The sequence below is a fragment of the Acidiferrobacteraceae bacterium genome, assembly GCA_037388825.1.
Lineage (GTDB): Bacteria > Pseudomonadota > Gammaproteobacteria > Acidiferrobacterales > JAJDNE01 > JARRJV01.
The window spans coordinates 1-26,440 of the sequence record JARRJV010000048.1 but is presented as its reverse complement, the minus strand read 5'-3'; the positions used below and the strand labels follow the sequence as shown (position 1 = coordinate 26,440).

The following is a 26,440-nucleotide window of genomic DNA, read 5'->3' as shown; positions in this document are numbered from 1 at the left end:
ACGGGGATACCGGCGCAATTTATGGGGACGAAGGCCTCATTCCGGCCGCTGAAGCGGTGGATCGCCCAGGCAGCCAGTTCCTTGCCGGTGCCGGTTTCCCCTTCAATCAGGATCGAGCTCGGCGTCGGCGCAACCCTGGCGATGGTTTCATTCAATTGGCGGATCGCGGCGCTCTGCCCGAGCAATCCGCGGTTCCCATAGATTCGATCGACCAGCCCGTCGATATGCTGGCGGTATACCTGGTTCTTTTCCGCTAGCTCCCGGTGGGCAAACCAGCGCTCGATCGAAGCGATAATTTGCTCCAGGCGAAAGGGTTTGAGAATGAAATCGCTGGCTCCGTACCGGACCGCCTGGATCGTGGATTCGAGATCGGCGTACGCGGTGATGAAGATGACATCCGGTGTCTCTTCCTCGCGCTGGAGTGAACCCACCCACTCCAGACCCGACCCATCGGGCAACCGTATGTCCACGAGCATGAGATCGAAGCGATAGCGACGCCTGAGTTCCTCGGCGGCCGCGATGGAGTCGGCCGTTTCCACCAGACCGTAGTTTTCCGCCAGGGCACGTTGCAAGAACGTGCGAATTCCGGGCTCGTCGTCTACGACCAGGATCGCTGTCCGTCGCCTGGCCGAAGGATCCGGGGCGCGAGATTTCGCGTCGGTGGGAAGAGGAGCACTGATGGCCTGTTCCATGGAAAAGGCTCCTTCAGTTTGTTCAGTTTTTTTGTCTGGAAGACGCCAGCGATACCGGAAGAATCGATCGATCGCTTGTGCGAAAGAACACCGCAAGACCACCACATCCGCACAGGTCATGCGTCAAACTGATACAACTTGAATCATGTTGAGTCAGTTTGACCCGGCTGTCAATGAATGCATTGATAACAGCAGGGTTTCCGCGCAGGTTTCGTCGCGTCGAGTGCTCCCGTTCCGTGGCATCCGAATTGCATAGGGCAGCTTCACCCGGCCATAACACTTGTATGGAGCCAACCATGAACAAGCTGCGACTGTTACTTGTATTGTGCATGTTTCCCCTGATGCTGGTTTGGGGCGCCGCCCATGCAGATTCCAGGGTCCTGCGCCTGTCGACCACGACCAGTACACAGAATTCCGGCCTGTTGGATTACCTTCTCCCAACGTTCCAGAAGAATACCGGGTACGACGTACACGTCATTGCCGTGGGTACCGGAAAGGCGCTGCGCATGGGCAAGGACGGTGATGCCGATGTCCTGCTGGTCCATGCCCCGCCCGCGGAGGAAAAATTCATGGCCGGTGACAATGGCGTCAATCGACGATATGTCATGTACAACGATTTCGTTATCGTCGGCCCAAAAAACGATCCTGCGGGAATTCGCGGCATGATGGACGCGAAAGCGGCCTTTCAGAAGATTGCCCGCAGCAAATCGACCTTCGTGTCCCGTGGCGACGACTCGGGAACCAACAAGAAAGAAAAGATCTTCTGGAAGGACATTGGCATCACGCCCCACGGCTCGTGGTATCGCGCAGCAGGACAGGGCATGGGGAAGGTGTTGCTCATGACAGACGAAATGCAGGGCTACACCCTGGTTGATCGCGGGACCTGGCTTGCGCTGAAGGACAAGCTTGGCTTGCGGGTGCTGGTACAGGGAGACAAGCTGCTGTTCAACCCCTATCACATTATGGCGGTCAATCCGGCGCACTATCCCGACGTGAACTACAAGGGTGCCATGGCCTTCATCGGCTGGATGACTTCGGTCCAGGGGCAGCGGCTGATCGGCCAGTACCGCGTACATGGCAAGGAACTGTTCGTGCCGACGGCCATTCCGCTCAAGGTCGCAGAGAGGACCAGCCACTAGCGCCCCGGGATCGCCGTGGAGGACTTCGGACAAGCCAGCCTTCGCGCCCTGCACCTCCTGGTCACGGGTGACAGGGCGCTATGGAACATTGTCGGGGTTTCGTTCAGCGTTTCGGTGCGCGCGATCCTCGTCGCGGCACCGCTCGCTTTGGTGCTGGCCTTCCTGCTCGCCTACACCCGATTTCCCGCACGACTGCCGATCACCACGGTGCTGCAAAGCCTGCAGTCCGTCCCCACGGTCGTTGTGGGGCTGCTTGTCTACATGCTCTTGACCCGACGCGGTGTACTGGGAGATCTGCATCTGTTGTTCACCCAGAGCGCGATGGTCATCGGCCAGATCGTCATTGCGTTCCTGTTCATGGTTCCCATGGCGCATGGCGTGCTCGCCGGGGCGGACCGCCGTGCGTGGGAGACAGCGCGCACCCTGGGCGCGCCCCCCTGGCGCGCAATGTGGACGGTAATGGGCGAGTTGCGCTTCGGCTTGCTTGCCGTGACGATCGCCGCTTTCGCCCGCATCGTTACCGAGGTCGGCACGTCGATCATGGTCGGCGGGAATATCGAAAATTTCACACGCAACATCCCGACCGCCATCGCACTGCAAACGAGCAAGGGTGAATTTGCCCAGGGCATTGCCCTCGGTCTGGTGCTGTTGCTGTTGGCGCTTGTCCTGAACGTGTTCCTAGGCATCCTGCAGGGTCGGGGGGAAATGCGATGAACGGCTGCTCCACCTCCGTACCCCTGCTGCAACTGCTGGGTGTGCGAAAAACCCTACCCGGTGGCCGATGCCTGCTCGATATTGACACACTCGAAATCCGGTCCGGCACGTGCCTGCTTCTGACTGGACCCAACGGAGCAGGAAAGACCACCCTGCTCAAGATCATCGCCGGTCTGGCGCCACCCGATGGAGCCGGCGTGGTCTACCGGAACCGACACCTGCCGTGGGCCGCGGCACGTCGCCACTATTGCCGCGACGTGATCTACCTGCACCAGCAGGCCTATCTGTTCGATCGATCGGTCACGGACAATGTCCGCTATGGGCTGCGCCGGTTCGGGCAGGTGCGCACCAATGATGACGAGCGCGTGCAACAAGCACTCGAATGGGGTGGCCTCGCCCACCTCGCAAAACGCAACGCACGCGAACTCTCCGGGGGTGAGAGGCAACGAGTCGCCCTGGCGCGCGCCCTGATCCTGAAGCCACGGGTGTTGTTAATGGATGAACCGTTCAGCGGTCTGGACGAGAATGCGCGCAGTCGACTCGGTTTTCTCATTCAACGTATCAAATCTGACGGCGTCGGCATGGTGGTAACCAGCCACGAACTCCTGCCGCTGGCAGGGATCGCCGATCACCATCTCGAACTGCACAACGGTCGCCTGGTGCCGCCGACAGCGGCGCTGCAACCCGTGACCACCGGCTCAGGCGCTCGCGAACGCACGTTCCCCGGTTTCCTGACCTTCTCGCACGCGAGGCTTGGCGATGAAAGTCGCTGAACCAACAGGTATACGGCCGGCTTCCCGCAAGCCGCGCCGCGACCGGCGCACACCCTGGATCAAGTGGTCCAATCGATTCGATCGGCACGAATGGGCCGGGGCCTTCGGCGATCTCGGCACCCTGATTCCCTTTGTTGTCGGCTATATCAGCGTGGTGGGAATGGATCCGTGTGCTGTCCTGTTCGTCTTTGGGGTTGCCATGGTCGCATCCGGCATGCACTACGGTACCCCGGTTCCGGTTCAACCCATGAAGGCTATCGGCGCAGCGGCGGCGGCACAGTCCGCCCATGCGGCAGTCAGCATACATACCGTAGCCGCGGCGGGGCTGGTGACCGGGGCACTCTGGCTCGTTCTCGGCCTGACCGGCTTTGCGAAACGCCTGAGGGCGTGGATCAGCGACGGTGTTGCCATCGGGATTGTGGTCGGCCTCGGGCTCAGTCTGGCCTGGACCGGATTGACCATGGTCGCCAACGGCTGGCTCCTTGGTATCGTGACGTTCCTGCTGACGGTGGCGCTACTCCGCTTCCAGGCAATTCCGACGATGTTGTTGCTGCTGGTCTTCAGTTTTATTGTCGCATTGATCCAGAATCCGGAGCTCGCGAACCAATTGCGCGTCATTCATCCCCAACTCCGCCTTCCGGTGTCATCGCTGCCCGGCATGTCCTGGGCCGATCTGGTCACCGGCACGGTTCTGCTCGCGCTGCCGCAATTGCCGTTGACTCTGGGCAATGCGGTCATTGCGACTACGCGCGAGAACAACCGTTTGTTCCCCGAACGCATGGTGAGCGAGGGGAAGCTCATGATTTCCACAGGCGTGATGAATCTCGGAAGTGCACTCACCGGCGGTATCCCCATGTGTCACGGGGCCGGCGGGATGGCGGCCCACGTACGTTTTGGTGCCCGCACCGGAGGTGCGCCGGTAATCCTCGGCACGATCCTGCTGGTGCTCGCGCTTGGTTTCAGCACCTCCATCGAGACGATGTTTCGCATGTTTCCATCAGCCATTCTGGGCGTGATCCTGCTGCTTGCCGGTATGCAACTGGTGCTGGGAGCACGGTCGTCGATTCGACCCGCGGATGTTCCAACGCGATGGGTGATCGGTGCCACCGCGGTCCTTGTCCTGTGGAACGTCGCTGCCGGTTTCGTCGCCGGCATGATTGCCGACCAACTGGTGCGCAGCTGGCGGCGGCGCACGGAGAGGAAACCATGAACGAAACGTCCTCTCCGCGAGAACATATTACCGGCGTGATTCTCGCCGGCGGCCGCAGCCGGCGCATGGGCGGTATCGACAAAGGACTGGTGCCGTTCCAGGGCCGACCTATGGTTGAACGTGTGCTCCGGGTCCTGCGTACCGATGTCAGCGCCCTGCTCATCAATGCCTGCCCCCTCGTTGGCTCCGGTTTGGTGCATCGCCTGTATTGGGCACTCGAGCACGAGCAGGCGCAAATCAGTGTTGCCCACGACGGTGAGCGTATGCACCCGGTATTCGCCCTGATCCGCCGCGACCTGCTGCCTGATCTCCTCGCCTTTCTGGATTCCGGTGAACGCAAGATCGATCGCTGGTACAACCGCCACCGCCTGGCCGTCGCCAACTTCGACGACACGCCGCAATGGTTCCAGAACGTGAACAGTCCCGAAGAGCGGACCGAGCTGGAGGCGTCCGTGCCATGGTCATGAAGCAACCGCCGTCATTGGGCTTCGCCGCCCCTAGTGGTACCGGCAAGACCACGTTGCTGGTCCGGCTCCTTCCCCGGTTGCGGGCACGGGGCTTGCGGGTCGGGGTTGTCAAGCACGCGCATCACGATTTCGACACCGACCAGCCGGGCAAGGACAGCTACGAATTGCGCAAGGCGGGCGCGACACAAATGCTGGTTGGTTCGTCGCGCCGTTCCGCGTTGATCATTGAGCGCGAATCGACGACGGAGCCTCGATTGGCGGAATTGCTGCCGCTGCTGGATACCGGAGCGCTGGACCTGATTCTGGTCGAAGGTTTCAAGGCCGAGCCGTTTCCCAAGATCGAACTGTACCGCAGGGCACTGGATCGCCCCCTGCAGTGCCTCGAAGATGACAACATCGTTGCGGTTGCAAGCGATACGCCGCTGCCATCGGTGACCCATATTCCGGTGCTCAATCTGAACCACGCAGACGAGATCATCGACTTCCTTTTTGACTTCGCCAACGTGCCGCAGCACCGGGCGCAGGCGGGACGCTGAACCCTGGAGGAGATTGTCATGACAAAACCCGCCCTATCGGATCCGGCAGGCTGCGGCGGCGACCACGCCAAACAGGCGCTTACCGTGGCGCAGGCGCAGGCCTACATCCTGAACGACTGCGTGCCCGTCCGGGGCACGGAAAGGCTTGCGCTTCGCGCAGCACTCGAGCGGGTCCTTGCCGAGGATGTTGTGTCGCCGGTCGACGTACCGGCGCACACCAACTCGGCCATGGACGGATACGCCCTGCGCGCCGCGGATCTGTCGGAGGACGGGACCACCGAACTGGCGCTCATCGGCACGACCCTGGCGGGGCACCCGTTCACAGGCCGCGTAGGCAAGGGTCAATGCGTACGGGTGATGACCGGGAGCCCCCTTCCTGACGGGGCCGACACGGTCGTCATGCAGGAACAGGTCGATGCCGGGGCAAGTGCAGTACGGGTTGCCGAAGATCACCAACGGGGAGACAACGTGCGGCTGGCCGGCGAGGACCTGCGCCGGGGCGCCATCGTCCTGGAGTCCGGCGCCCGCATCCACCCGCCGGCCCTGGGACTGCTCGCCTCCATCGGTCGCGCCGAAGTGACGGTGCACCGGCGGCCGCGGGTTGCATTCTTCTCCACCGGAGACGAATTGCGCTCCGTCGGTCAGCGGCTCGCGCCGGGCCAGATCTACGACAGCAATCGCTATACCCTGTATGCGATGCTCCGGCGCCTGGGTGCGGACCCCGTGGATATGGGCGTGGTGCCCGATAACCGCGACGCGATCGAGAGTGCGTTCCATGAGGCCGCCGCGTGCGCCGATGTGGTCATCACGTCCGGAGGGGTTTCGGTGGGTGCCGCCGACTACGTCAAGGAAACCCTGGAGAAGCTCGGTCAGGTCGGTTTCTGGCAAATCGCCATGAAGCCGGGACGACCCCTGGCCTTCGGCCAAATCGGCGATGCGCGATTCTTCGGCCTGCCCGGGAACCCGGTCTCGGTCATGGTGACCTTCTATCAGTTCGCGGCCCCGGCCCTGCGTCGACTTATGGGCGAGACGAATGTGCGACCCGCTGCATTCCTGCGCGCGCGCTGCACCACCCCCTTGAACAAACGTCCCGGCCGTACGGAGTACCAGCGCGCCATACTGGAACCCGATGACGACGGGGAACTTGTGGTACGCAGTACCGGCAGCCAGGGTTCGGGCGTACTCCGGTCCATGGGCCAGGCAAACTGCTTCATCGTCCTTGCCCGCGACAGTGGCAATGTCGAGGCCGGAAGCCGCGTCGACGTGCAACCGTTTTTCGGAATCATGTGAAACCCAGACAGGAGGACTGAATCATGGAATCGTCCACCGCCCACACCGAACCGGTACCTACCGCAAAAAAACGGGAGTTCATTCCCCTTCGCATCGCCGTGCTCACGATTTCCGATACCCGCACCGAAGAGACGGACCGCTCCGGACAGATGCTGGCCGGCCGCCTCGACAAGACCGGACATACCCTCGCGGACAAGCGCATCGTACCGGACGACGTGTACCGTATTCGCGCGATCGTTTCACAATGGATTGCCGATCCGGGCATCCATGCCATCATTACCACCGGCGGCACCGGCGTGACCGGGCGAGACGGCACCCCGGAAGCGGTCCAACCCTTGCTGGACAAGGTGATTGAAGGATTCGGCGAGATGTTTCGTGCCATCTCGTACGATGAGATCCGCACATCCACGCTGCAGTCCCGCGCACTTGCCGGAGTCGCCAACGGTACCTATTTGTTTTGTCTGCCGGGCTCCTCCGGTGCATGCAAGACGGGTTGGGACAATTTGATCGAGGCGCAACTCGATTATCGAACCCGTCCATGCAATCTGGTGGAACAGATGCCGCGGTTGCGCGAATAGCAGGTGCGGCTCGCGCAGCTGCCCGATCAGTTCCCGCACTCGCTACAGCTGGCGTTGCAGCTCCAGCTGTCGTTCCGGCCCCAGGCTCTCCCGGGTCAGGCCCTGAGCTCTTCTTCCGGGTAGGCGGCAATATTGTGCAAGGCGAGGTCAGCACCGAGGTATTCGTCCTCGGCGTCCAGCCGGATACCGATCACCGCCTTGATCGCTCCATAGATAACAAATCCGCCGACCAGGGCGATGGTGATCCCGCCGAGCGTACCCGCCACCTGCGACAGGATCGATACCCCGCCACGGCCACCGAGCTCGGTGGAACCAAAGATCCCGGCAGCGATGCCGCCCCAGGCGCCACACAAACCGTGCAACGGCCAAACGCCAAGCACATCGTCAATCTTCCACCGGTACTGACACAGTTCGAATGCAAACACGAACATGGCTCCAGCTACGCCACCGACCACGGCCGCACCCAGGGGGTGCATGACATCCGATCCAGCGCACACTGCCACCAGCCCCGCAAGCGCCCCGTTATGGGCGAATCCCGGATCGCTACGACTGACGAGGACGGCGGCCAACACGCCACCCGTCATCGCCATGAGGGAGTTGACTGCCACCAGGCCGCTGATGTGATCGAGTTTCTGTGCACTCATGACATTGAATCCGAACCAGCCCACCGCCAGGGTCCAGGAACCCAGGGCGAGAAACGGGATGTTCGAGGGGGGAATGGCATGGGCCTGTCCGTTTTTTGCGTAGCGGCCCGTGCGCGCACCCAGCAGCAGCACCGCGGCCAGGGCGATCCAGCCGCCGACTGCATGGACTACGACTGAACCGGCAAAGTCATGAAACCTTGCTCCGAAATGTGTCTGCAGAATCTGCTGCAGTCCGAAGTTGTCGTTCCAGGCAATCCCCTCGAAGAACGGATAGACCAGGCCAACCAGGACGGCAGTGGCCATCAACTGCGGATAGAAACGCGCGCGCTCGGCAATACCGCCGGATACGATTGCGGGTACGGCCGCGGCGAAGGTAAGCAGAAAGAAAAACTTGACGAGATCATAGCCATGGTCCACAGACAGGACCTCTGCTCCGGAAAAGAAATTTGCACGATAGGCGATCCAGTATCCAACAAGAAAATAAACGAAGGTGGAGACGGAGAAATCCGTCAGGATCTTCATCAAGGCGTTTACCTGGTTCTTTCTTCGCACAGTGCCGACTTCCAGAAACGCGAAGCCTGCATGCATGGCCAGCACCATGACGGCACCGGCCAGTATGAACAGAACGTCCGCTCCCGTGTAGTTTTCCACGAATTTCCTCCTGTATTTTTTTCATTGTTGCCTGGTAACAGAACTGAACGGTTGCGCCCCCGCGATCGCCGGGCACTCCGTCTCTTGTTTTTATTGCCTGTGAAACTGATGACGTGCTACACGTCGCGACGCCCCTGCACCGCACGCGCCAGGGTGCCGCTATCGAGGTATTCGAGCTCACCGCCCACCGGCACCCCGTACGCGATTCTGGAACTGCGAATCCCCCGTGCCTGTGCCAGTTCCGCCAGATAGTGGGCAGTCGCCTCGCCTTCCACCGTCAGGTTCGTTGCAAGGATGAGTTCCTTTACTTCGCCTTCGTCCAGCAGTTTTTCCAGTCGCGGGATTCCCAGCTCTTCTGGCCCGATACCGTCCAGTGGTGACAGGTGGCCCATGAGGACAAAATAGGTCCCCGGGAATGCTCCCGACTGCTCGAGCGAGATCAGGTCGGCGGGGGATTCGACTACGCAAAGAAGAGAACGATCACGCCGCGGCGAGCGACAGATCTCACACAGGTCTTCTTCACTGAGATTGTTGCAGCGGGAACAATGGCGCACGCGTTCGAGGGCGTTGGTCAGAGCGGCTGCGAGGCGCTTTGCTCCCTCGCGATCCCGCTGCAGCAGGTGCAGGGCCATGCGTTGAGCATTTTTCGGACCGACACCTGGCAGACGGCGCAGCGCCTGCTTCAGTTCCTCGATCGCGGGCGAATCGCTCATGGAGTCAGAACGGAAGATTCAACCCGGGAATCCCGAGCCCACCGGCAATCCCCGACATGCGCTTTGCAGTCTCTTCGTCCACCTTGCGGGCGGCGTCATTGAATGCCGCTGCCACAAGATCCTCGAGCACCTCGTGATCATCACCCATCAGTTCCGGATCGATTGTGATCTTGCGCACATCGTGCCGACACGTCATGGTCACCGAGACCATACCACCGCCGGCATTGCCGGTTACCTCGATTGACGCCAGTTCTTCCTGCGCCTTTTTCAGATTTTCCTGCATGGCCTGTGCCTGGCGCATGAGGTTTCCGAGACCACCTTTCATCTTTGCTCCTGTCGCCTTACTTGGGTCGTATGGACTGCGGGCTGACGCGGGCATTGAACTGCTCCTTCAGCGCCGCCACATTGGGATCAGACTCGATCGCGGCGACTGCCGCCTGTTGCTTTTCTTCATCTTCGCGCGTGCGCGCCGCTGCCGGGGTTTCCGTTGACGGCGTCCCGACACGCAACTCCAGTCGCACCGGCCGGCCGTAATAGACCTGTAGTGCCTCCTTCAGCGCCGCCTCGCGTTCGCGATTGTGCAGTTGCGCAAGAGACTCCTCCAGCGTAAGAACCAGTTTGTCGCCCACAAGCGATTCGACCACGGTGTTATTTGCAAGCTGCGCGTTGACGCCGGTAAGGCCCAGAGCGGCAACGACCTCGGCCCAGTTGCCGCGGCTGGCCTGTGCCGGTGCGGGCCCCGGCGTCGGCGGTTCCGAACCCTTCTCGGTCGCTGTGTTCTTCACGGTGGTTGCCGCGGCAGGCTGCGCCGATTGCCGCTCTTTTGCCGGCACACTTTCCGGGGTGGTGGCACCCTGCCCGACCGCGGCACCGGTCTGGTCCGGGCGGAAGGCGAGCATGCGCAAGAGAACCATCTCCAGACCGCTGCGTGGATCGGGGGCCAGGGGCAAATCGCGACGACCGATCAGACCGATCTGGTAGTACAGCTGTACATCTTCGCGCGATATCTTGCCGGCAAAGGCCAGTGCCCGTTCGCGCACATCCACATGCAATGGCTCCACCAGCCGCGCATCCGCCTGCGCCAGCGCGATGCGATGCAGGCCAAGCAGCAGCTGTTCCAGTACGGATGGAAAGTCCATACCGTGACGGGCCACGTGATCGACCGCGCCCATCAGCAGATGGGCATCATTTTCCGCCAGGCCCTGGACCAGACGCCAGACGACGTCCTGATCGATGGTGCCCAGCATTTCACGCACTTCCGTCTCACGCACGGCACCGCCACCAAAGGCAATCGCCTGATCCAGCAGGCTAAGGCCGTCGCGCATGCTGCCGTCGGCACCCTCCGCCAGCAGGGCCAGCGCCGGCTTCTCGAACTCAATCCCCTCCTTCCCAAGGATGTGCTCCAGCTGATTTTCGATCTGTTCCGGCGTCAACCGGACCAGATTGAACTGCAGACAGCGCGACAGAACCGTCACCGGCAGCTTCTGCGGATCGGTGGTCGCCAGCAGGAACTTCACATGGGGTGGCGGTTCTTCCAGGGTCTTGAGCAGGGCATTGAAGCTGTGCCCGGAAAGCATGTGTACCTCATCGATGAGGTAGACCTTGTAGCGGCCGCGGGTAGGCGCGTATTGCACGTTGTCCAGGAGTTCGCGGGTATCGTCGACCTTGGTACGCGATGCGGCATCGACCTCGATCAGATCAACAAATCGTCCCTCGTCGAGTTCGACACAGGCCTGACACTTGCCGCACGGTTTGGAGCTGACACCTTCCTCGCAATTCAGGGACTTGGCGAGGATACGGGCGATGGTGGTCTTGCCGACGCCGCGCGTGCCGGTAAACAGGAAGGCATGGTGCAGGCGATCGTGGTCCAGGGCATTGACCAGGGCGCGAACCACGTGCTCCTGACCCACCAGGTCCTCGAACCTTCGCGGCCGCCACTTGCGCGCCAACACCTGGTAGCTCATGCATCACCCCTGGACGAACGTCGCACGCGACCTCGTCCCGTATTCCTGTGGAAAATGGTGGCGGATCCGACCAGCCGGACCCCGGCACCCGAGCGCGCTGCTGCGGCTGCTTCCTTCCGGACCTGACCGGGTTCACAACCCGTCGCCGCCGGGGGGACCGGTCTTCACCGCCATAAGACTTGGAACCGGAGTCTACCACGCGCGGGCGAGGCCCCGAAAATCATTACAAATTCCGGGAAAAAGCGTTGAACCGGGGATCCGTGCCAGGCCCGCTAGCCGTAGCGGCCGGTAATGTAGTCTTCCGTTTCCTTGTGGCGCGGCGTCGTAAAAATGACGTTGGTGTCGTCGTACTCGATCAGCTTGCCCAGATACAGGAAGGCCGTGTAGTCGGAGATGCGGGCCGCCTGCTGCATGTTGTGGGTGACAATCACGATCGTGTAGTCCGATTTCAGCTCGTTGATCAGCTCTTCGATCTTGAGCGTGGAGATCGGATCCAGGGCCGAGGCCGGTTCGTCCAGCAGCAACACTTCCGGTTTGACTGCAATGCCCCGTGCAATACACAGACGCTGCTGCTGTCCACCGGACAAGGCGGTACCGCTATCCCGCAGTTTGTCCTTGACCTCGTCCCACAGGGCCGCCTTGCGCAGCGCCCATTCCACGCGATCATGCATTGCCGACCGACCCAGGCGCTCGTGCATGCGCACGCCGAAGGCGATATTGTCGTAGATGCTCATGGGGAACGGTGTCGGCTTCTGGAACACCATGCCGACCTTGGCGCGAAGCCGGTTGAGATCCATCGGCCGCGCGAGAACATCGTTCCCGTCCAAAAGGATCTGACCCTCCGCCTTATGTCCCGGGTACATCTCATACACGCGATTGAAACAGCGGAGCAATGTTGACTTTCCACAACCCGAGGGACCAATGAATGCCGTCACCTGATTTTCGGGTACGTCGAGCGTGATATCGTGCAGGGCCTGGTGCCGACCATAGAAGAAGTTCAGATTCCGCACCGAGATCTTGGCGGGAAACTTTCCGACCGGATGACTGCTCAGTTCCGGGACGGTCGAATTCGAACTATTCTGGTTCTGGTTGGATTCGGGATTGGTAGACATGGTCAGAGTTTCATCGGCAAACTTTGATGGCTGTTCGGATTTACCTTCACTCGCGTCAGTAGCGCGCCCGTTTTCCGGTGCCCTGAATCATACGGGCTACGATATTGAGCACCAGAATGCCCCCGGTAATCAACAGGGCACCGGCCCAGGCCAGATGCTGCCAGTCGTCATAGGGGCTCATGGCAAACTGAAAGATTACCACCGGCAGGTTGGCAACCGGCCGATTCAGACTGGAGCTCCAGAACTGGTTGTTTAGCGCGGTGAACAACAGGGGCGCGGTTTCACCGCTAATACGCGCCACTGCCAACAGCACGCCGGTTACGATCCCTCCACGAGCTGCGCGATAGACAATCAATACCACCACCTTCCATTGGGGCGCGCCCAGGGCAGCGGCCGCTTCACGGGTGCTGTCCGGGACCAGGCGCAACATATCCTCGGTCGTACGAAGCACAACGGGAATGGCGATCAGCGCCAAGGCTACGGCGCCGGCCCAGCCGGAGAAATGCCCGGTCTGAAGCACAATGATCGTATAAACGAATACGCCTATCACGATGGAAGGTGCGCTCAGCAGAATATCGCTAACGAAACGGATAACCGGCGCCGCACGCGACTGGCGCCCGAACTCGCTCAGGAAGGTCCCAGCCAATACCCCCACCGGTGCCCCGATCAGCATGCCCACGGCAGTCATGACCAGGCTTCCGACAATGGCGTTCGCGAGTCCGCCCGCGCTTCCGGGAGGTGGGGTGGTCTGTGTGAAAAGGCTCCAGGCAAGCCATTGAAACCCGTTGCTCAGCAGGGTCCACAACAACCACGCCAGCCAAAACAACCCAAAGGCGGTTGCAAGAACCGACATCACGAGCCAGAAGCTGTTCATGACCTTGCGGCGCGAATAGAGAGTCAGCATGACGGAGACCTCATGTGCCCTTGCCTTCCCGAGCGGTCAGACGTAGCAACAGCAGCTTGGCCAGGGCGAGGACGATGAAGGTAATCAGAAACAACACAAGACCGAGGGCGATGAGCGACGCTGTATAGGTCTCACCCACCGCTTCAGTAAACTCGTTCGCCAGAGTGGATGAAATTGTATTGCCGGGCATGAACAGGGAACTGCTTATTTCATGTGCATTTCCGATAACAAAGGTAACGGCCATGGTTTCCCCCAGAGCGCGGCCTAGGCCGAGCATGATTCCGCCGACTACACCGACCTTCGTGTAAGGCAAGACCACACTGCGCACGACCTCCCAGGTGGTAGCGCCCAGACCGTAGGCCGACTCCTTCAATACCGACGGAACGATCTCGAACACATCCCGCATGACCGCAGTAATGAATGGCAGGATCATCACCGCGAGAATCAGACCCGCAGTAAAAATTCCGATCCCCATGGGGGGGCCGTCCACCAATGCACCCAGGAACGGAATCCATGAGAGGTGATCCGTCATCCAGGGCTGCACATGTTCCGAGAACACCGGAACAAAAACAAACAGGCCCCACATGCCGTAGATGATGCTGGGAATCGCCGCCAGTAGTTCGATGGCCGTACCAACCGGCCGCTTCATCCAGGTCGGCGCCAACTCTGTAATAAAGACTGCGATGCCGAAACTGACCGGGATTGCAATGATCAGGGCAATCGCTGACGTTACCAGGGTACCGAAGATCGCGACCGCGGCGCCGAATTGCTCGGTCACCGGGTTCCATTGCTTGCTTCCGAGAAAACCAAAACCGAACTTGCTGAGCGCCGGCCAGGCCCCGATGATCAGGGACATGAGAATGGCAACGACAATGAGCAACACGAAGTAGGCGAAGAAGCGCGTCGTCCCCCGGAACAGGCGATCTGACCAGTCGGTCGGAAGCATGCGCGTCTTTGCTAAGCCTTTTACGCCATCCATCAGATCAACATCTACCTATAACGAGTTCCAGAAACACCGACGGGAGGGGCACTGCCCCTCCCTACGGCCGGATCCTTCCGATACTTTGTTCTGCTAGCTTCTTACTGCCAGACCGGCGAACCGCTCTCGCTCTTGATTTCCCTGCTCCACGTCTAAGCACGGCCTTGCCGGTAGCTGGCTTGGCCTGGGTCTTGTAAACCAGGATGAAGGTCGCACCGGTGATCGGCCAGCTGTTGGCACCCGGCTGATCGGTCAGCACCATGTAGAACCCCTTGGCATGGGCCCAATCAGCGCCTGCGGCCGCGGCCTGGAAGTTCTTGCTGGTCGGCGCAACATAGTGACCGGCGCGGTTCTTCAGCAGGGCGTAGTTCATCTTGTTCTGCAGCGCATAGGCATACTCGACGTAGCCGATCGCGCCCTTGATGCGACGCACATAGGAAGCAACACCTTCGTTGCCCATGCCGCCAAAACCCGTCGGCCAGGCAACGGACTTGTTGTTGCCGACCTTGCTCTTCCACTCGTCACTGACCTTCGACAGGTAGTTGGTGTAGATCCAGGTGGTACCGGAACCATCGGCACGATGGATCACGGCGATCCGGGTATCCGGAAGCTTGATGCCGGAGTTCAGGGCGGCGATGCGGCTGTCGTTCCAGTTCTTGATCTTGCCCAGGAAGATGTCAGCCAGCACCTGGCCACTCAGTTTCATCTTGCCATGGGGAACGCCGGGCAGATTCACAACCGGAACCACACCACCCATAACCATGGGGAACTGCATCAGGCCGGCGGAATCCAGTTCTTCGGCCTTGAGCGGGGCATCAGAAGCACCGAAATCAACAGTCTTGGCCTTGATCTGCTTGATGCCGCCACCGGAACCAATGGACTGATAGTTCATCTTCACACCGTGCAGGTTGTGATACTTCTCGGCCCACTTGGCGTATACGGGATAGGGGAAGGTGGCGCCGGCACCGGAAATTTCCGTGACCCCGGCGGCACCCGCGATGCTCGGCGCCAGAATGACCGCGGCCACGACACCGATCAGGGTACGATGGAAAAGGCTCGACATAGCTTTGCTCCTGTAATATTGGACAACGTTGGTCTCGGCGTCGGAATTTTCTCTCGCGCCGCAAAACCCTCCGGTTTCACGACAATCCCCTACCGAGGTGCGCGCTAGTCTGCCTTGCATTTGTTACAAATAGATTGCAGTTCTTGTCCGCGCGAGTATACGGCATATGAACTTTCTGTGACATTCGCGGGGGTGGTCACACAATCGTAAACTGTTTGTAATGAAAAACAGTTGGATAGACTCACCTATTGAAGTTGATTCTGGGAATGGCATGGGACCCCCGAAACCCGGTTTTGCCAACGACCGGGGCTCGAACCCCTCCTCCGCTGAAGACAAATAGAAAATGGGGACCTTGTGGTCCCCATTCTGGCTTGTTGGCGGAGAGGGAGGGATTACTCGGCCTGCGGCCTCGCCCTTCGGGGCGCCGTCGCAGAGCGCCGGCGTTCTGCGCCGCTCCGCGGCTGGTCGAACCGGCCCTATGATTTCCTCGGGCTCGAATCCCGATTCCGAATAAAGAAAAAGGGGGTCCCAAGGACCCCCTTTTTCTTTGTGTGGCGGAGAGGGAGGGATTCGAACCCTCGATACGTTGCCGTATACACACTTTCCAGGCGTGCTCCTTCGACCACTCGGACACCTCTCCGGAATTCCGCGACCCGGCGCGGGGGCGGAAGGGTAAACCACGGGGGCTGGCGTGGCAATGGCGGCGGTCTAGCCCCGGTTCCGCGCCGTCTGCAGCCCGACCAGGCCGTCTTTCAGGGCCGTGACATTGAATCCGTGCTGGCTCAACAGGAATGCCGCGACGGCGCTGCGGCGCCCGGTATCGCAGCACACGACATAGCGACCGGTCGGATCCAGCGACTCCAGGGCCGCATGAATGCGCTTGAGCGGTACATTGCGGCTGGTCTTGACCGCACCGCGAGCGAACTCGTCGGGCGTTCGCACATCCAGCAGCACTGCCCCGGCCGTAAGCCGGGATTTCACCTGCCGGGCAGTGGCCCAGTTCAGCAGAGGCGGCTCGAGCAGCTCCAGAAAATCCTTCTTGGCGAGGCGCATCAGCAAGGCATCGGTCTTCATTACGATGGTCGCATTGCGCGGCGCATTGGAAATCAGGGCTTCCTCGCCAAACTGGTCCCCCGGTCCGAGCTGGTTGACGATTGCCACTTTGCCGTCAGGCCCTTTCTGCGAAACACTGCAATTGCCTTCGCGAACCAGGTAGTAGTAGTCGCCCGGCTCGCCTTGGCGAATGATGACCTGTCCCGCCCGGACCGGCACCGGCTCCAGACATTCCAGCATGCGGGTCGCGTTAGCGGCAGGTAGCCGCTCGAAGATCGGATTGCGCAACACCTGCATCATCCAGTCGCCGTCCTCGTCGGCGTCCAGTTCCACCACCTCGATTCCGCCAACCTGATCCCAGGTAAGCAGCCGATCCAGCACCTCGTCCCCAAAGCTCAGTATGGTCGATTGCGTGGCCACGGTACCGGTGCTCTGTCGAGGCTTCAATCGAGCCAGGGCGTAGCGGGCATCCTCGCTGCCCGCGATAATGCGCCTTTCCTTTCGGTCTGCCGCCTTCAGTACGATCTCGCCCTCGAGCAGATAGTAGACCGATTCGTCCACGTCTCCGTGCCGAAACAGCACTGTCCCGGCGGCCACGGATTCCGTCCGCGCATGCTCCACGAGGACCTCCAGATTCCCGTCGGTCAGGGTGTTGAGCGGGATCAGGTTCTGCAGTAAGGCCTTGTCAATCATGGGTGTTTCTGGGATTCCGGTCATGGCGCCGATTTTCGATTATTCTATAACTAAACGGGCGTTGATGTTGCCGGGGGTTACGGGGTGCGCACAGGACAAGAAATTGGAACATTCGGCCTGTTGTTCGTCAGGGCATTAGCCAAGAGTCCGGCGCCCGGGCGCGGGCCCGGCTCGGCCTGGTGCTTTGCCCAAATTGGCGGAGAGGCAGGGATTCGAACCCTGGGTACCCAGAAGGTACAACGGATTTCGAGTCCGTCCCGTTCAACCGCTCCGGCACCTCTCCAGGGGGCGCATACTTTACGTGCTGACCGCGGCCGCGACAAGCCGCGTTTTTCGATGCGTCTGGCCCTGTTGGCGCTGCTTGGCTTCAGTGTGGCCCTTTCCGGATGTGAACCCAGGCCGGCCAACAAACTGCAGGCGGTCAAGCAATCCGGGGAGCTTGTGGTTCTCACCCGCAACAGTTCGACGACCTATTATGAGGGCCCGGACGGCTACCTCGGAGTTGAATACGACATGGCGAAGGCTTTCGCCGACCACCTGGGCGTAAAACTGCGCATGGTCGTGCCGGACCATTTTTCGGAAATCCTGAGAATGCTAGCCAACAACGAGGCCGACATGGCAGCGGCCGGTCTTTCGATCACAAAAGAGAGAAAGAAGATCGTTCGTTTTGCGCCCCCATATCAGCACATCCGGCAACAGGTTGTTTACCGCTCCGGGACCAAGCGGCCTCGCAAGATCTCGGATCTGGTCGGCTCGCAAATCGTGGTTCCCGCCGGCACCACCTATGCCGACCGCCTGGCCGAACTGCAGAAGAAGTATCCCCAACTCGCCTGGACGGAATCGACGAAACTTGGCGTGGAGGATTTGCTGCAAATGGTCGCGGATGGAACCCTGGCCTATACCATCGCGGATTCCAACATTGTCGACGCAAACCGGATACTCTATCCGGATCTGCATGTGGGCTTCGAGATCCAACACCCGGAGAGCCTTGCCTGGGCCTTCCCGCTCAGTGACGACGACAGCCTCTATGATGCGGCGGTGCACTTCCAGCGCCACCTGCGCCGATCTGGCGAGATCAAGGTCTTGCTGGAACGCTACTATGGTGCCGCGCAATCAAACTACTTCAATATCACCCTGTACCAGCTACGCATTCGCGACCAGCTCCCGCTTTATCGCTCGATGTTCCAGCGTTCCGGCGAACGCCACGACATTGACTGGCGGCTGCTGGCGGCGATCTCGTATCAGGAGTCCTATTGGAATCCGCAGGCGATCTCGCCCACCGGGGTGGAAGGAATGATGATGTTGACCGATGTCACCGCCAAACAACTTGGCGTGGCGGACCGCCTCGATGCCGAACAGGCCATCGAGGGCGGTGCAACCTACCTGCGGTCCATGATCGATAAACTGCCGCAATCCATCACCGAGCCGGACCGCACCTGGATGGCGCTGGCATCGTACAATGTGGGCTATCGCCACCTGCTCGACGCCCGCAAACTCACAGCGCAACAGGGCGCGAATCCGGACAAGTGGAACGCGGTAAAACAACGCCTGCCGCTACTTGCGAAGCCGCAGTACTACAAGCACGCCAGCGCCGGCTATGCCCGCGGCTGGGAGCCTGTGGATTTCGTGGGACGCATTCGCCGCTACTACGAGATTCTGGTGAAGCTGCAACAGAAAGAGCGGGATCTGCGACGGAATTACGCCATCGACCTGGTCGCGCCCGCCATCTAGTAGCCGCCTATGCCTGGGGACGCCGGGCGCGGAAAAATTCTCTCAGCAGATCGCCGCATTCGCTCTCCAGCACCCCGCCCGTAACTCGGGCCCGGTGGTTCAGGAACGGCGATTCGAGAATATTGAACACGCTGCCGGCGGCACCAGCGCGAGGGTCTGCGGCACCATAGACCACCTCCCCTACTCGCGCGTGCACCAGGGCGCCGGCACACATGGGGCAAGGCTCAAGGGTCACGTAGAGAATTGAATTGCATGGCAGGCGATAGTTGCCGATTCGAGCGGTGGCCGCACGCAGGGCCTGGATCTCGGCATGGGCGGTCGGGTCATTGAGGCCAATGGGCTGGTTCCAACCTTCGCCCAGTACCTTGTCTTCCTGTACGAGGACCGCGCCCACCGGAACTTCGCCCGCCTCTCGCGCCCGATGCGCCAGCTCGAGTGCGCGGCGCATCCAGTCTTCGCGTGTGGGGGGGTTCACGTTCGTCACACGACCTTGGCGGGCATGCTAAACACTTGCTTTCCAAACAACGGTTTGCGGGCGTCCAGTCGCCGGGCCGCCATTGCCAGCTATTCCGTTCCGATGCGGCCGTTGATCGCAATCAGAGGCTGTTGATCACGTTCCGCTGGAGCGGACCAATGCGATCGCCCCAGATCCTGCGGGTGGAAGGCCACGCGAACATCCGGTTCGCGCGGCCTGCTGCCTTAGGGCTTCTTGGGAGTGACGTATTCAGCCACTTTCTGAAACGGTTCCCAGGTCGTTTCATAGCCAACAAAACCCTTTTCGTTCGCCGCTTTCTGCTTGGTTTTCACAAAACGGGCATGCCCCTCAGGCACTTCGGGTCTGGTTTTTTGTTCGCTCATAAATCACCTCTTTTTCAATTATAACCATGAGAACAATCACAACTATCCACTAAATCATTTGATGGGCACGACATTGGAAGCGTCCATGTCAATCTCCGGTCCTTCCTCTACCTTGCCACCATGCTCAATCTCTTCCTCAGTAGCATCCCGGACGAGCAGGATCTCCAGCCGGAACAACACCTCCCTGCCGCACAGCGGGTTATTGCCATCGATGGTGATGACATCGCCACCAACGTGAGTCACCAGGAAGGTCTTGGTCTGTCCCTTGTCATTCTCCATCAGGATCGCCGTGCCGACCTCTCGGTATTCCTCTGGCACGTTATTGATGTTTTCCACGATGACCAGGGACTCGTCCCTGGGACCGTACAGCTTGTTGCAGTCGATCTGAACTTCGATGGTCTCGCCTTCGCTCTTTCCTTCCAGTTCGGCCATCACCGCCGGTGCCAGAATTTCGTTGACACCATGAACGTAACCGATGGGGTACTCTACTTCAGTGAGGACGCTGTCCGTCTTCACGTCGATCACCTTGTATTTGAGCTCAACGTACTTGTTGGCCGCAATCACATTCTTGATCGATTCACTCATCGCTTGATCTCTGTCGATAGCCGACTCATTGGAATCTTGGGTTCCTGGCTGCATTGTCGACTAAAAGACCGATGCGGCGAAAATCCTGACTTCGCCTTCTTCATAGCCGATCACCATACGACCCAGCCATTCGCCTTCCTTCTTGGTGCTCCGGACACGGTAAAGACATGAGACGTGCTCACCGCGACGGATAAAACCCAGGAAGTCGTAATTCGGGTCCAGACTGCGCGTCAACTCGCTTTTTGCGAATTGCTTGCCCATCTCGACCTCATTCAGGCCGAACAGGAGATTGTAGGAAAACCTTCTTACAAATTTCCCGTATTGCCCCTTGTTGGAATACTTGATCAGATCATCCCACATGGGATGGGCGATCTCGGCGAGTTCCTCGTCCGTGCGATCAATAATATTCATTGTCGAGCTTTCACTTTGCTTCGCTGCTTGTTGGTCCACGCAGTCAACCTCTCTCATAGCAAGGATCCGGTCAAACCAGATACAGAACCCTAAAACCTGAAAAGAGATCAACAAGAACTCTGTTGATCTCTTTCAGGTTTAGGTTAAGTGATCAGGCGTTAGCTTGCCTTCTTCTCTTCCTCTTCAGTAACGAGGTGATAGCAAGGCGCCTTCTCCATGGTGTATTCACCCGTCTCCGGATCGCGGCGAGAAACAGTCAATACATGCCAGTTCTCGTCGTCCAGCTTCATGGCGTCACCACGGTAGTAGTAGCCGGGCCAACGGGTTTCCTTGCGGAACAAGGTATGCTGCAGCACGCACTCGGAGGTGCGGTGGCGATGCTTCACCTCCCAGGCCCGCAACAGCTCGTGGATATCCGCGGCCGCAATCTTCTCCAGATCCTCTTCCATGATCTTGAGCTTCTTGAGCCCGATATTCAGCAGCTTGTCGTTGGTCATGTAGTTGACCGACGCACCGCCACCATATTCGTCCATCAGCTTCTGCAGGCGATCCAGGGCCTGGCGCGGGTTGTGATAGTTCGGGTTGACCGAGCCGGCGGTGATCTCATTCCGGTAGGTCTTGTAATGCGACATCGGCTTGAAGATCTCTTCCTCGCGATCCCGGATCTGCTTGTCGGTAACACGGATACCTTCGGCCTTGCCGTCGTCGATGTACTTGCAGGCAGCCTTGGCGGCGATACGACCCTCGGTGAAGGATCCGGACGAGAACGCGTGCGGCGTACCGCCGACTGCGTCACCGGCGCCAAACAGGCCCTCGACCGAGGTCATACGGTTGTAGCCCCAGAAGTACTCTGGCGGAGACACATCCTCAGGCCCCGAGCACCAGGCACCACAACCAGTCGCGTGAGAACCCATGACATAGGGTTCGGACGTTGTCAGTTCCGGGTTTTCGTTCTTCGGATCCACATCGGTGGCCGCCCACAGCACGGCCTGACCGACGGTCATGCCGAGGAAGTTGTGCCAACCAATCTCTTCCAGATGCGGGTCCTGGAAGGCTTCCATGGTGACCATGTGGATCGGACCGCGACCGGCATTGACCTCGTTGATCAACGCATGATTACGCAAACAGGTCGGAATCGGACGATGGGTTCTGTGCGAAGCCTCCGGGTCCAGATACTCCTTGCCTACCATCTTCTGCAGCTCGGGGAACCACTTGGATTCGTACTCTTCGCCGTACGCATTCTGCGTATAGGTATGGAGATGCAGGAAGTAGGCGCCCACCGGACCGTAACCGTCCTTGAAGCGGGCCAGCACGATACGGTTTTCCATCTGGGTCATCTTGGCGCCGGCTTCGATCAGCAGGCCATAGGCCGAGCCCGAGGACCACGGCGCATACCACACACGACCCGCACCTTCGCCCACGGAACGCGGCTTGAAGATGTTGGACGCGCCGCCCGCGGCGACGATAACCGCCTTGGACTTGAACACGTGGTAGTCACCAGTACGCACATTGAAACCCACGGCGCCGGCAACACGGTTCGGCTTGCTTTCATCCATCAACAGATGGGTGACGCAGATACGGTTGAATACCTTGTCCGCCGATTTCTTCGCGGCTTCTGCTACGAGCGGCTTGTAGGACTCACCGTGGATCATGATCTGCCAGCGACCTTCACGCAGATATGAGCCTTTCTTGGGGTCGCGCATGATCGGCATGCCCCATTCTTCGAACTGGTGCACGGCAGAGTCAACGTGACGCGCCATATCGAACAGCAGGTCTTCGCGAACCATGCCCATCAGGTCGATACGTGCATACCGCACATGGTCTTCCGGATTGTTCTCACCGAAACGGGTGCCCATGTAGCAGTTGATCGCGTACAGGCCCTGCGCCACCGCGCCGGAACGGTCGATGTTCGCCTTTTCGGCGATCACGATCTTCTTGTTCTGGCCCCAGTATCTGGCTTCAAAAGCAGCACCGGTACCACCCAGGCCTGCTCCACAGACCAGGATGTCGATATTGTCTTCAACGATTGTTTTGTGTCCCATTAGTAGTACACCCCTGCTTTCATTTTCAGTCCATTGGACTCGAGAGTATGAATATCACCGTCATCGAGGCGAATGTATTTGGGTTCGTTATACAGGAGCTGGCTGTCGCGCTGCGCCTGAGTAGGACCGGAAACATCGCGCAATTGCGGGATGAACTTGCCCCACGGCTTGGTCGTGATGGGTGCCAGCAGGTCCATGTCTTTCTTGCCGTTGCGGAACTTGATGCGCCAGGCAATGACACCCTTTTCCTCATTGCGGTCCACACGCACGCTGTGCCCCAGTGGTGCGAAGTCGGCATAACCGCGCACGTCAATCGCGTAATGCGGGCAGGCCTTGACGCAGGAGTAGCACTCCCAGCACATGTTGGGCTCGAGGTTGTAGGCACGACGCGTGACGGTGTCGATGTGCATGATGTCCGAAGGACAAATGTCCACGCACTGTCCGCAGCCGTCGCAGCGGGTCATATATACGAAAGTAGGCATAGGATTCCTCTCTCTTTCTCTTTATTCGGTGAATTCTGTATTAGTAGTGGCGCGGCGCTTCGCGCTTGATTCCCTTACCCATGTAGGGCGGATTCTTGCCCATGTATTCAGGGACATCCGGGAACTTCGCGTGTACGGCAGGATCCGTCAGATCGTAGATCGCCGGCAGATTCTCGCGCGAACCATCGGCCCGGGTCAGCTTCTTCTGGTAGGCCGCGGCTGGCTTGAAAAACATGTGCGCGAACTTGGACCACAATACCGTGCTGAACAGCGTGGTGCTGGAGGCTACGAACAGGGTGAAGAACAGCCAACCGATCGCGCCGCCCTGGGTCGCAGACCAGATCAGGGCGAAGGTGCAGGTGGCCAGCATGGAGACAATAAAAATGTCGCCACGGGTGAAACGATACCACGGCACTCCTTCAGCAGAGACATCCACGCGGATAAATAACCAGAACCAGTAACCACCGAAGCAGAGCGACAGCGCACCCAGGTGCCAGAGCAAAGGCCAGATACCCGCATGGGCTTCCTCCGCGTGGCCGAAGATCAGAACCGCGGTGCTGAGCACGAAGATCGAAAAGCCATACATGGTGAACAGATGGGAGATTCTGCGCTGCGTCCGCTTGAACTCGGACGAGGTCAGCACTTCGTTCACAATTGTGGAGACCGCAAGCCCGGCCTTTTCAACGCTGCCAACGCTGCGCTTGGCTTCCTTCTCCTGCTTCTTTGCATTTTCAAAGAAATACTTGGCGCTGCCTTTGTGCGCCATGTCGAGGAGAGTGCCAACGACAACCAGCACGATCATCGCGATGACGTACAGTTGCATAGCCAGGGGTGGAATGAACTGGGAAAGTTCACTGAAGGGATTGGTTGTAAACATTTTAATTAGCACTCCTCGCTGGGCATTTTTCTTAACGGGTCGTATCTAAGGGGCAGTAATGTCATTTATTCCTATTGGTATTACTAATCAAGAATATTTTTCTGAGCATTATTGTTCTTAATGAAATTTGAATTTATTTATCATTCAAAACGTTAGAAGTCCCAAGTTTTGCAGTTGAAATCAGTTAAACGCTTGAGCCATCGCATGCGTACAATGCGATTGATTCTTATTCTCGTATACAGCTAATAGCACCCCGGCAGGCGTCTATTCGACAGCTGCACCCTGAGTTCCGAAGATGACAATTTGCCCTTGACCGGCGATTGTGCGGTTGCCTCAAGCAATCAGTCTGTCGGCGTATTGGCAATTGCCGATTCGCCCTTCAAGCGGTTGACCCGTCTACAGTCGACAGCGGATGCAGGGTGTCGCGCCCGCCTCCCCGATCGGGCCGGCCATGAACGAAATGCCCTAGACATCGTCGAATCGATAGTCTCCAAACTCGATCTCTTCCCGAAACTTTTCCTGAACGAGCAGCTTCAATTCCTCGTCGTAGTACTTCGAATAGTGTTCCCGAATCGAAGCGTTTCTCTTCGGCAGAGGAGAAAACGGGATTTCCAGTCTTGTACACACCTTCCTGAAATCTTCCTCCAGGTGTTCGAATCTCATCAGGACATCAACATCGGCATCAAGAGCTCTGCGGCCCTTCCCATTCGGCAATCCGAACTTCCCGAGAAGACTCTGGGTCAAGGATTTTTCACAGACATAGCGACGGAGGGTTGGAACCTTGTTCACGAGTTTCAGGAATTCCGCCCGGTTCCACTCCGTCACACCTCTATGCGGCGAGAAATAGAGCGAAATCATGCGATCCCACGGATTCCTGATTGTCGCAAACTTGAACAGGGAATTGTACAAGCTCGCATCCAGAACCCTCTTGTACTTCGACAGCTTCGAGTGCTTGGACGTCTCGTACCGGCTGTTGCGCAACTCAAACCGCTCCAGCCCATCCTGATGCTCCGATACTGAAACGATGGCGTCTTCCGAGTAGGTGCTCAGAATGTTTTGAATGCTGTTGCCCCCGGTCTTGGGAACATGCACAAAAAGAAATCGTTTCTGGATTGAAATCATCGTTCACCCAATCTCATCGGTCCCTGATGCCTGGTCCGCATATAGACAATCACCCGCAGCAAGATTTCGATCAAGCCGCCGGGTTTCCAGGAAAAGCCTTCTGGGGACCTGCTCTCCGATTTGCCCGAGTAAAGCAGCCTGTCCCGGACTTCCGCTACCGCTGTTGGCTTTACCTGGTCCAGGGCAACCGTTATCCAAAAGAAAATACCCGGAGTAATCCATGCGCTGGCGTCAATCCAATAGCATGCCGGAGATCAGTTTGTGAACCTCGTCCCTGTCATAGAAAATGTCCACGTAATCGATATTCCCGAAGACTCTTTCATAGTCCGGCCTCGTTATTCTATATGCCTTCACGAAGTCCGCATAAAGTTTTCCAGACCATTTCTCCGAGGCATCATTCTGTCTCGTGAAGGAAACATTCCTGAAAATCGGCTCCGCACCCATGTCTTCCAGGAAATCTTGCATCGTCTCCAATTTGTAGACAAATACTTCAATGTTCCTTCTTTCTGCCTTCCAATGATTCTTCACCTGCCGGAAGTCTGAGGACTGCAAATGAAAGGTCTCCATGAAATTGTTCAACCAGGGCCGTACTACGGCATCAACATGAGGCGGTGCCTTCCTGTTGAAATCGTCAATCAGCCAGTCAACAGATTTTCCGAGCACGGCCTCCGTTTCGCCAATGTACCACCACTTGCTTGGAGGTTTGGAGAAGTTCTGAAAGTATGCGGAAATGCATCTGCGCAAAGGTTCCCGAAAACCGGTAATCACCACGACCTTCCTGCGGGACCAGTTCCATCTGAGCAGTTTTCGTGCCTTGTTGTGCTTGTGCGTATGTACTACATGACGGAAACCGCTGTCCGTCAGACTCTTCTCGATCGTCAAAGACCCGACCTTGCCCATCTGGTAGATCAAGAAGAGCGGTTCTGCCGAATCGGACTTTCGCGTGTTGCCCAGCAATCGGCGAACCATCTTCACCATTGCCCCGCTTCCTATTCCCACTCGATGGTGGCCGGTGGCTTGCCGGACATATCGTAGACTACGCGGCTGATTCCGCGTACTTCGTTAATGATGCGCCGGGAGATTGCGTCCAGGATCTCATACGGAAGATGGGCCCAGTTGGCGGTCATGAAGTCCACAGTCTCGACCGCGCGCAAGGC

The 26,440-nt window shown here is 58.9% G+C and carries 28 protein-coding genes, 2 tRNA genes and 1 other RNA gene; 9 read left to right on the top strand and 22 right to left on the bottom strand.

The genetic code is table 11. From position 1 onward, the window contains the following. A partial coding sequence (locus tag P8X48_09640; protein MEJ2107571.1) for a response regulator occupies positions 1-692 on the bottom strand: 692 nt, incomplete at its 3' end. A 296-nt stretch (positions 693-988) separates the two neighbouring features. Between P8X48_09640 and P8X48_09635 the strand changes: the two genes are divergently transcribed. From P8X48_09635 to moaB, 8 genes are read left to right on the top strand one after another with little or no spacing between them, the layout of a single operon-like run. After that, positions 989-1,831, top strand: a complete 843-nt coding sequence (locus P8X48_09635; GenBank protein MEJ2107570.1) for a substrate-binding domain-containing protein — start codon at positions 989-991, stop codon at positions 1,829-1,831. A 15-nt stretch (positions 1,832-1,846) separates the two neighbouring features. After that, the gene (locus P8X48_09630) at positions 1,847-2,545 is read left to right on the top strand and encodes an ABC transporter permease (GenBank protein ID MEJ2107569.1); all 699 of its coding nucleotides are present in this window, start codon (positions 1,847-1,849) and stop codon (positions 2,543-2,545) included. Continuing rightward, positions 2,542-3,318, top strand: coding sequence for an ABC transporter ATP-binding protein (locus tag P8X48_09625; GenBank protein MEJ2107568.1), 777 nt, complete (start codon positions 2,542-2,544; stop codon positions 3,316-3,318). Before P8X48_09630 ends, P8X48_09625 begins: the two co-directional genes overlap by 4 nt. Then, on the top strand, positions 3,305-4,528 hold the full coding sequence (locus P8X48_09620) for a putative sulfate/molybdate transporter (protein MEJ2107567.1): 1,224 nt from the start codon (positions 3,305-3,307) through the stop codon (positions 4,526-4,528). The genes P8X48_09625 and P8X48_09620 overlap by 14 nt, the downstream gene beginning before the upstream one ends. Further along, complete coding sequence (locus P8X48_09615; protein MEJ2107566.1) at positions 4,525-4,995, top strand: NTP transferase domain-containing protein; 471 nt, start codon at positions 4,525-4,527, stop codon at positions 4,993-4,995. The genes P8X48_09620 and P8X48_09615 overlap by 4 nt, the downstream gene beginning before the upstream one ends. Next, positions 4,986-5,531: a molybdopterin-guanine dinucleotide biosynthesis protein B gene (mobB, locus tag P8X48_09610; protein MEJ2107565.1), complete on the top strand. Its 546-nt coding sequence runs from the start codon at positions 4,986-4,988 to the stop codon at positions 5,529-5,531. The genes P8X48_09615 and mobB overlap by 10 nt, the downstream gene beginning before the upstream one ends. 18 nt (positions 5,532-5,549) lie before the next feature. Continuing rightward, positions 5,550-6,821 (top strand): molybdopterin molybdotransferase MoeA, encoded by a 1,272-nt coding sequence (locus tag P8X48_09605; GenBank protein MEJ2107564.1) that lies wholly within the window; start codon positions 5,550-5,552, stop codon positions 6,819-6,821. Between the two features lie 23 nt (positions 6,822-6,844). Further along, entirely contained in the window at positions 6,845-7,399 is a 555-nt protein-coding gene (moaB, locus tag P8X48_09600; GenBank protein ID MEJ2107563.1) for a molybdenum cofactor biosynthesis protein B, read from the top strand. A 95-nt stretch (positions 7,400-7,494) separates the two neighbouring features. Here moaB and P8X48_09595 read toward each other — a convergent pair whose 3' ends face one another. The 12 genes from P8X48_09595 to P8X48_09540 form a co-directional block, all read right to left on the bottom strand. Further along, complete coding sequence (locus tag P8X48_09595) at positions 7,495-8,694, bottom strand: ammonium transporter (protein ID MEJ2107562.1); 1,200 nt, start codon at positions 8,692-8,694, stop codon at positions 7,495-7,497. A gap of 116 nt (positions 8,695-8,810) precedes the next feature. Continuing rightward, positions 8,811-9,407 (bottom strand): recombination mediator RecR, encoded by a 597-nt coding sequence (recR, locus tag P8X48_09590; protein MEJ2107561.1) that lies wholly within the window; start codon positions 9,405-9,407, stop codon positions 8,811-8,813. Between the two features lie 4 nt (positions 9,408-9,411). Beyond that, complete coding sequence (locus P8X48_09585; protein MEJ2107560.1) at positions 9,412-9,732, bottom strand: YbaB/EbfC family nucleoid-associated protein; 321 nt, start codon at positions 9,730-9,732, stop codon at positions 9,412-9,414. A 16-nt stretch (positions 9,733-9,748) separates the two neighbouring features. Beyond that, on the bottom strand, positions 9,749-11,371 hold the full coding sequence (dnaX, locus tag P8X48_09580) for a DNA polymerase III subunit gamma/tau (GenBank protein MEJ2107559.1): 1,623 nt from the start codon (positions 11,369-11,371) through the stop codon (positions 9,749-9,751). A gap of 65 nt (positions 11,372-11,436) precedes the next feature. After that, an RNA gene (ffs, locus tag P8X48_09575) (signal recognition particle sRNA small type) lies at positions 11,437-11,534 on the bottom strand. A gap of 109 nt (positions 11,535-11,643) precedes the next feature. Next, positions 11,644-12,483, bottom strand: a complete 840-nt coding sequence (pstB, locus tag P8X48_09570) for a phosphate ABC transporter ATP-binding protein PstB (GenBank protein MEJ2107558.1) — start codon at positions 12,481-12,483, stop codon at positions 11,644-11,646. 55 nt (positions 12,484-12,538) lie between these two features. Next, positions 12,539-13,387, bottom strand: coding sequence for a phosphate ABC transporter permease PstA (gene pstA, locus P8X48_09565; protein ID MEJ2107557.1), 849 nt, complete (start codon positions 13,385-13,387; stop codon positions 12,539-12,541). A gap of 10 nt (positions 13,388-13,397) precedes the next feature. Further along, positions 13,398-14,366: a phosphate ABC transporter permease subunit PstC gene (gene pstC / locus P8X48_09560; GenBank protein MEJ2107556.1), complete on the bottom strand. Its 969-nt coding sequence runs from the start codon at positions 14,364-14,366 to the stop codon at positions 13,398-13,400. Positions 14,367-14,427: 61 nt separating this feature from the next. Next, positions 14,428-15,429 (bottom strand): phosphate ABC transporter substrate-binding protein PstS, encoded by a 1,002-nt coding sequence (pstS, locus tag P8X48_09555; protein MEJ2107555.1) that lies wholly within the window; start codon positions 15,427-15,429, stop codon positions 14,428-14,430. A 552-nt stretch (positions 15,430-15,981) separates the two neighbouring features. Next, positions 15,982-16,069: transfer RNA gene (locus P8X48_09550), tRNA-Ser, on the bottom strand. 68 nt (positions 16,070-16,137) lie between these two features. Continuing rightward, complete coding sequence (locus P8X48_09545) at positions 16,138-17,199, bottom strand: cyclic nucleotide-binding domain-containing protein (GenBank protein ID MEJ2107554.1); 1,062 nt, start codon at positions 17,197-17,199, stop codon at positions 16,138-16,140. Positions 17,200-17,369: 170 nt separating this feature from the next. Beyond that, positions 17,370-17,458, bottom strand: a tRNA-Ser gene (locus tag P8X48_09540). A gap of 53 nt (positions 17,459-17,511) precedes the next feature. Between P8X48_09540 and mltF the strand changes: the two genes are divergently transcribed. Beyond that, complete coding sequence (gene mltF / locus P8X48_09535) at positions 17,512-18,906, top strand: membrane-bound lytic murein transglycosylase MltF (protein ID MEJ2107553.1); 1,395 nt, start codon at positions 17,512-17,514, stop codon at positions 18,904-18,906. A gap of 7 nt (positions 18,907-18,913) precedes the next feature. Here the strand turns inward: mltF and tadA are convergent, their stop codons facing one another. The 9 genes from tadA to P8X48_09490 form a co-directional block, all read right to left on the bottom strand. After that, on the bottom strand, positions 18,914-19,381 hold the full coding sequence (tadA, locus tag P8X48_09530; GenBank protein ID MEJ2107552.1) for a tRNA adenosine(34) deaminase TadA: 468 nt from the start codon (positions 19,379-19,381) through the stop codon (positions 18,914-18,916). Positions 19,382-19,605: 224 nt separating this feature from the next. Beyond that, complete coding sequence (locus tag P8X48_09525) at positions 19,606-19,764, bottom strand: hypothetical protein (GenBank protein MEJ2107551.1); 159 nt, start codon at positions 19,762-19,764, stop codon at positions 19,606-19,608. Positions 19,765-19,818: 54 nt separating this feature from the next. Beyond that, the gene (locus P8X48_09520) at positions 19,819-20,349 is read right to left on the bottom strand and encodes a hypothetical protein (protein MEJ2107550.1); all 531 of its coding nucleotides are present in this window, start codon (positions 20,347-20,349) and stop codon (positions 19,819-19,821) included. A 60-nt stretch (positions 20,350-20,409) separates the two neighbouring features. After that, complete coding sequence (locus tag P8X48_09515) at positions 20,410-20,760, bottom strand: hypothetical protein (protein MEJ2107549.1); 351 nt, start codon at positions 20,758-20,760, stop codon at positions 20,410-20,412. Between the two features lie 158 nt (positions 20,761-20,918). Next, complete coding sequence (gene aprA, locus P8X48_09510; protein MEJ2107548.1) at positions 20,919-22,802, bottom strand: adenylyl-sulfate reductase subunit alpha; 1,884 nt, start codon at positions 22,800-22,802, stop codon at positions 20,919-20,921. Beyond that, the gene (aprB, locus tag P8X48_09505) at positions 22,802-23,284 is read right to left on the bottom strand and encodes an adenylyl-sulfate reductase subunit beta (protein MEJ2107547.1); all 483 of its coding nucleotides are present in this window, start codon (positions 23,282-23,284) and stop codon (positions 22,802-22,804) included. The genes aprA and aprB overlap by 1 nt, the downstream gene beginning before the upstream one ends. 40 nt (positions 23,285-23,324) lie before the next feature. Further along, the gene (locus tag P8X48_09500; GenBank protein ID MEJ2107546.1) at positions 23,325-24,161 is read right to left on the bottom strand and encodes a hypothetical protein; all 837 of its coding nucleotides are present in this window, start codon (positions 24,159-24,161) and stop codon (positions 23,325-23,327) included. Between the two features lie 465 nt (positions 24,162-24,626). Continuing rightward, a complete protein-coding gene (locus P8X48_09495; protein ID MEJ2107545.1) occupies positions 24,627-25,283 on the bottom strand; it encodes a sulfotransferase family 2 domain-containing protein in 657 nt (218 codons plus the stop codon). A 231-nt stretch (positions 25,284-25,514) separates the two neighbouring features. Further along, positions 25,515-26,261, bottom strand: a complete 747-nt coding sequence (locus P8X48_09490; GenBank protein MEJ2107544.1) for a hypothetical protein — start codon at positions 26,259-26,261, stop codon at positions 25,515-25,517. Positions 26,262-26,440: the final 179 nt, after the last annotated feature.

Coding starts and splice junctions, on each gene's coding strand:
- P8X48_09620 (MEJ2107567.1), top strand. CDS start 3,305: ATGAAAGTCGCTGAACCAACAGGTATACGGCCGGCTTCCCGCAAGCCG.
- P8X48_09605 (MEJ2107564.1), top strand. CDS start 5,550: ATGACAAAACCCGCCCTATCGGATCCGGCAGGCTGCGGCGGCGACCAC.
- P8X48_09585 (MEJ2107560.1), bottom strand. CDS start 9,732: ATGAAAGGTGGTCTCGGAAACCTCATGCGCCAGGCACAGGCCATGCAG.
- pstB (MEJ2107558.1), bottom strand. CDS start 12,483: ATGTCTACCAATCCCGAATCCAACCAGAACCAGAATAGTTCGAATTCG.
- P8X48_09615 (MEJ2107566.1), top strand. CDS start 4,525: ATGAACGAAACGTCCTCTCCGCGAGAACATATTACCGGCGTGATTCTC.
- P8X48_09520 (MEJ2107550.1), bottom strand. CDS start 20,349: ATGAGTGAATCGATCAAGAATGTGATTGCGGCCAACAAGTACGTTGAG.
- pstC (MEJ2107556.1), bottom strand. CDS start 14,366: ATGGATGGCGTAAAAGGCTTAGCAAAGACGCGCATGCTTCCGACCGAC.
- P8X48_09515 (MEJ2107549.1), bottom strand. CDS start 20,760: ATGAATATTATTGATCGCACGGACGAGGAACTCGCCGAGATCGCCCAT.
- mobB (MEJ2107565.1), top strand. CDS start 4,986: ATGGTCATGAAGCAACCGCCGTCATTGGGCTTCGCCGCCCCTAGTGGT.
- P8X48_09500 (MEJ2107546.1), bottom strand. CDS start 24,161: ATGTTTACAACCAATCCCTTCAGTGAACTTTCCCAGTTCATTCCACCC.
- P8X48_09525 (MEJ2107551.1), bottom strand. CDS start 19,764: ATGAGCGAACAAAAAACCAGACCCGAAGTGCCTGAGGGGCATGCCCGT.
- mltF (MEJ2107553.1), top strand. CDS start 17,512: ATGCGTCTGGCCCTGTTGGCGCTGCTTGGCTTCAGTGTGGCCCTTTCC.
- pstS (MEJ2107555.1), bottom strand. CDS start 15,429: ATGTCGAGCCTTTTCCATCGTACCCTGATCGGTGTCGTGGCCGCGGTC.
- aprA (MEJ2107548.1), bottom strand. CDS start 22,802: ATGGGACACAAAACAATCGTTGAAGACAATATCGACATCCTGGTCTGT.
- moaB (MEJ2107563.1), top strand. CDS start 6,845: ATGGAATCGTCCACCGCCCACACCGAACCGGTACCTACCGCAAAAAAA.
- P8X48_09490 (MEJ2107544.1), bottom strand. CDS start 26,261: ATGGTGAAGATGGTTCGCCGATTGCTGGGCAACACGCGAAAGTCCGAT.
- recR (MEJ2107561.1), bottom strand. CDS start 9,407: ATGAGCGATTCGCCCGCGATCGAGGAACTGAAGCAGGCGCTGCGCCGT.
- pstA (MEJ2107557.1), bottom strand. CDS start 13,387: ATGCTGACTCTCTATTCGCGCCGCAAGGTCATGAACAGCTTCTGGCTC.
- P8X48_09495 (MEJ2107545.1), bottom strand. CDS start 25,283: ATGATTTCAATCCAGAAACGATTTCTTTTTGTGCATGTTCCCAAGACC.
- dnaX (MEJ2107559.1), bottom strand. CDS start 11,371: ATGAGCTACCAGGTGTTGGCGCGCAAGTGGCGGCCGCGAAGGTTCGAG.
- P8X48_09625 (MEJ2107568.1), top strand. CDS start 2,542: ATGAACGGCTGCTCCACCTCCGTACCCCTGCTGCAACTGCTGGGTGTG.
- aprB (MEJ2107547.1), bottom strand. CDS start 23,284: ATGCCTACTTTCGTATATATGACCCGCTGCGACGGCTGCGGACAGTGC.
- P8X48_09545 (MEJ2107554.1), bottom strand. CDS start 17,199: ATGACCGGAATCCCAGAAACACCCATGATTGACAAGGCCTTACTGCAG.
- P8X48_09635 (MEJ2107570.1), top strand. CDS start 989: ATGAACAAGCTGCGACTGTTACTTGTATTGTGCATGTTTCCCCTGATG.